The sequence below is a fragment of the Mycobacterium sp. genome, assembly GCF_025965855.1.
Lineage (GTDB): Bacteria > Actinomycetota > Actinomycetes > Mycobacteriales > Mycobacteriaceae > Mycobacterium.
The window spans coordinates 1-4,251 of sequence record NZ_JAOPWB010000321.1; the positions used below are offsets into that span (position 1 = coordinate 1).

The 4,251-nt window shown below is 65.7% G+C and carries 4 protein-coding genes; all 4 read right to left on the bottom strand.

Features of this window, described 5'->3' with window-relative positions; translation table 11 throughout:
- On the bottom strand, window positions 1-473 hold a 473-nt coding region (locus JWP83_RS27660; RefSeq protein ID WP_297737980.1), incomplete at its 3' end, for an MCE family protein.
- Window positions 474-508: 35 nt separating this feature from the next.
- Complete coding sequence (locus JWP83_RS27665; RefSeq protein WP_297737972.1) at window positions 509-1,882, bottom strand: virulence factor Mce family protein; 1,374 nt, start codon at window positions 1,880-1,882, stop codon at window positions 509-511.
- Window positions 1,879-3,225, bottom strand: coding sequence for an MCE family protein (locus JWP83_RS27670; protein ID WP_297737975.1), 1,347 nt, complete (start codon window positions 3,223-3,225; stop codon window positions 1,879-1,881). Before JWP83_RS27670 ends, JWP83_RS27665 begins: the two co-directional genes overlap by 4 nt.
- Window positions 3,222-4,250: a virulence factor Mce family protein gene (locus tag JWP83_RS27675; RefSeq protein WP_297737977.1), complete on the bottom strand. Its 1,029-nt coding sequence runs from the start codon at window positions 4,248-4,250 to the stop codon at window positions 3,222-3,224. The genes JWP83_RS27670 and JWP83_RS27675 overlap by 4 nt, the downstream gene beginning before the upstream one ends.
- Window position 4,251: the final 1 nt, after the last annotated feature.

Below are 4,251 nucleotides of genomic sequence, written 5' to 3' on the forward strand. Positions count from 1 at the left end.
GCCTCGGTGATGTCCTGTATCTGGCCCACTCCGCCGCCGTTGAGCACCAACGACAGCGCCGCGAGCGTCTGCTCGGTGTTCGGGTAGGCACCGCCATGAGACAGCGGAATGAGTGAGCCGTCGCGCAGCTTGCCTTGCGGCGGTTGGTCTTTCGGTGGCGCCAGCTCGATGTGGTACGAACCCAGCAGACTGGTTGTGCCGATCTTGGCGATCGCGTTGGCGGGTAGCTTGACGTCGCCGTTGAGCTGCATGGTCACCAGCGCGTGCCAGCCCTGGCGCTCGATTTTGCTCACGTGGCCGACCGTCACGTCTGCGACCCGCACCCGCGAGTTCGGCTGGATGTTGTTCACATCGGGCATCTGCGCCTGTATTACGAAGGCGCCCGGGCCGTTGCCCTGCGTGCCGGGTAGTGGCAGCGAATTCAGCCCACGCCAGCCGCAGCCGGATATCCCGGTCGTCACCAGGATCATCATCAGACTCGCCGCCGCGCGGCGCGAGCGGCCGCCTCTCATGAGCCACCTCCGGGCGGCACCATCATGCCGGTCAGGCCCGCCGCGGGGTTGGTGGCCACGGTCCCACTGCCTGTCTGGATATCCGGCGCACCCGGAGCCGGTGCTTCGGCGGGCGGCGGCGCACCCGGGGGAGCCGCCGGCGGCGGACCAGGTGCCGGCGGTTGGTCCGGCGGCGGCGTATTCGCGGCCGGCGGAACATAGTCGGGCCGCATCTGATCCTCGCTGTAGGTGACCTCGTTGGGCCTTGCCTGTGCTCCGACGAAGAGGTTCTCCCCTAACGGCGGGAAGTTGTACTGGCGGTTCTTGACGATCGGCGCCATGTACTGCACGCAGAGTTTCGCCGCTTGTTCGCCTCCCAACCGGGAGGCGGCCTGGATCGCTCCGCAGAGGAAGGCGAGCGGGTTGGACATGTTGCTGCCCGCCAGCGCGCCGGTCAGCGCACCGTTGGACGGCTCGTAGATGTTGTTGAAGTTCTGCAATACCGTCGGACCGACGTGCAGCGTCTGCTTGATGTCGTCGAGGCTCTCAACCACCGCCTTGCTGATCGACGCAAGTTTGTCCGACGTGGTGCCCAGCGCCTCGCGGTTGTCCGCGACAAAGCTCTGCACGTCGGCCACGACCGCGTTGAGGTCCTCGGCCGCCTGACCGACCTTGTTCGGGTCGTCGGCCAACACCGACGACACCGCGGCCAGGTTGCGGTTCAGCTGCTCGAGCAGATCCGCGCTGTCGTGCAGCGCCGTCACCAACGTCGACAGATTTTTGAAAGTGGTGAAGATGTCTTTGCTGTGGTCGCCCAGCGCGGACACCGTCTGCGACAGTTTGATGACGGTGTCGCGGATGTTGGTGCCCTGCCCGCGCAGGTTGTCGGCGGCGGTGTTGATGAGCGCACCCAGCGTGCTGACGCCGCCCGGCTGAGTGGGCTTCAGCAAGTCGGTCAGCCGCTCAAGTTGCGCCCGCAGGTCATCCCACTCGACCGGGACCGCCGTGCGGTCCTGCGGAATGACCGCGCCATCGGCCATGGTGGGCCCGCCAGTGTATGGCGGCGTCAGCTGGATGGCCCGACCCGTCACCAGTTGCGGCGACAGGATCGCGGCCTTGGCATTGGCGGGGACTTTGTACTTGCTGTCGAACCAGAACCAAACCTTGGACCGCAGCGGCTGCGGTTCAATCTTTTCGACCTTGCCCACCGGCACGCCCCGGATGCGCACGTCGTCACCGACAAACACGCCGTTGCTGTTTTCGAAGTAGGCGACCACCACCGTTCGCGCGGCCTCATCGGCAGCTCGCATCGCGACGAACAGCCCGGCGACCAGCACCAGGGCCAGGATGGTCGCCAACGCCGTGCGGGACTGTCGCAGCCTCGTGATCACGGTTGACCTCCCGGACGCGACGGGCCCGGACCCACTTCCACATTGATCGGCGAGGGGGTCGGCTCAGGCACGGATTCGAGCCCGGGCGGCGCTGGCGCGGGCGGCCCAGGCGGCGGACCGCCCGGCGGGGGGGCCGGCGGTGGCTCCCGGTAGGGGTAGCAGCCGGGGCCGGGCAACGGCAAGCCGGGCAATGCGCACGGATGGTCACCCGGGTTGCCGGTGATCGCGTCCGGCAGGTTCAACCGCGGCTCGCCGCCCTGGCCTGTGCGCGGGTACGGCACCGGCAGCGCCGGGGTACCCGGCTGGCCGGTTTGCGGGTCCGTCAGCTGCGACGGCAGCAACGTGGCCGGGTCCAGCCCCAGGTCGGAGAACGCGGCGCTGATGAACGGCTGCACGAACTGGCCCGGCAGCAGATTCACCACGTATGCCTTGAAGAACGGCCCAGACGAGACGGACTCACCGAGCGACATGACGTAGTTGTTGATCAGTGGGATGGCCTGCTGCAGGCGCTCCTTGCGGTTTTCGACGATTGCCAGCACCCCGTTGAGCTTGTCCAGCGCCGGCCGCAGCTGCTGTCGGTTCTCGGCGATGAATCCCTTCAGTTGCCGCGACACCGCGGAGATATTCGTCCAGATATGGTCCAAAGCGGCGCTTTGTGTCCGCAGCTGCGCCAGCAGCGCGTTGGTGTCCCGCACCAGGCTGACAATCTGGTCGGTGCGCTTGGCCAGCACCCCGGTCGCTTTGGCGGCGTTGTCGAGCAGTCGGCGGACTTGGACGTCGCGCTCGTCTAGAGTTTGCGCAAGCCGCGCGACCCCCTGTACCGCGTCCTTCAGATCGGGCGGCGTATTGGCGAAGGTTTGGGCCAGGGTGGCCAGCGATCCCGACAGCTGGTTGGTGTCCAGCCCGCTGATCGTGGTGGCCAAGTCGCCAAGTGCGTCAGGCAGCTGGTAGGGCGACATCGTCCGCTCGATCGGGATGGGACCGTTGAGCTGGCGGTCGCCGCGGGGTATGACGTCGAGGATCTTGCTGCCCAACAGGCCTTTGGTTTTGATTCCCACCTCGGTGCGGTCCCCGAGACGAATGTTCTTGCCGACGTTGAACTTGACCAGCACACCAGGTCCGTCGAGTTCAATGCTGGACACCTTTCCCACCGGATAACCGGAGACCTCGACCCCGTTGCCGGTATGTAGCCCGCCCGCGTCGGCGAAATAGGCGGAGACGCTTTTGCCCTGGTTGACGAAGGGCAGCCGCTGGTAATTCAGTGCGGCCAGTACCAGCCCGGCGACCGCCGCGATGCCGACGGTGCCGATGATCAACGGATTGCGTTCAGAGAACGACTTCATTTCGGCGTACACCGTCCCGTGGCCTGACCGGCCACCTTGATGTACACCGGCTGGCCCCCTTTTCCGTTGACCTTGAGCACGACATCGCACAGATAGAAGGCGAAGAAGTCGCCGTACAAACCCTGACGCTGCAGCGCCCGGTACTTGTCCGGCAGCGTGTTGAGCAGAGTGTCGAGGTAGTCGTGGTCGGCCACGGCAATGGTCGCGGTCCGGTCGGTTTCATGAACCACCTTCGAAAAAGGCGCCCGGGCCTGCGACAGCAAGTCGGCGACCGAGCCGGCAGCGGCGTTGGTATAGGCCACCGCGTTGGAGATGTCGGTCTTGCGTTCCGCCAGTGCGTGAATCAACTGCGACAGCGACACCACCGCTTTGTCCAACCGGTCGCTCTGACCACCCAGCGAACCCAGCACCACGTTCAGGTTGGTGACGACCTGCCCGATCAGCTGATCGCGGTCGGCCAACGTGTTGCTCACGGCCGCCGCCTGGTCCAGAAATGACCCGATCGTGGGGCCCTGTCCCTGAAACGCCTGCAGCAACTCTTCGCTGAGCGCGTTGACCTGGTCCGGATTCAGCGCGCGAAACAGCGGCTTGAAGCCGCCGATCAGCGCGTCCAGATCCAGCGCCGGTTTGGTGCGGGCCAGCGGAATCGTCTGACCGGGACCAAGCACCTTAAGCCCCCCGGCCCCCTCCTCGAGCGCAAGGTAGCGGTCGCCGAACAGGTTGTCGTAGCGGATCACCGCCTGAGTTCCCTCCGTGAGAATGACGGAATTGTCGGCGGTGAACTCGATCCGCACCGTCGCGTCCGGGTTGATGGAGATGTCCTGGACCTTGCCGACCTCAACCCCGGCGATGCGGACCAGCTTTCCTTTCCTCAGATTGGACGCGTTGGTGAACTCGGCGTAATAGGTCTTGCCTCCGCCGAACCGGAGCTGCGCAAAGATTGAAACCAGCAGGAACGCGGCCACCAGGCAGACCGTGAGGAAGATACCGAGGCCCACTACGGTGCCCCTCAGGTTTTCCTTCATA

What these genes read in the sequence shown, in the direction of transcription:
- JWP83_RS27670 (WP_297737975.1), bottom strand. Translation starts at nt 3,225, where the DNA reads ATGAAGTCGTTCTCTGAACGCAATCCGTTGATCATCGGCACCGTCGGC.
- JWP83_RS27675 (WP_297737977.1), bottom strand. Translation starts at nt 4,250, where the DNA reads ATGAAGGAAAACCTGAGGGGCACCGTAGTGGGCCTCGGTATCTTCCTC.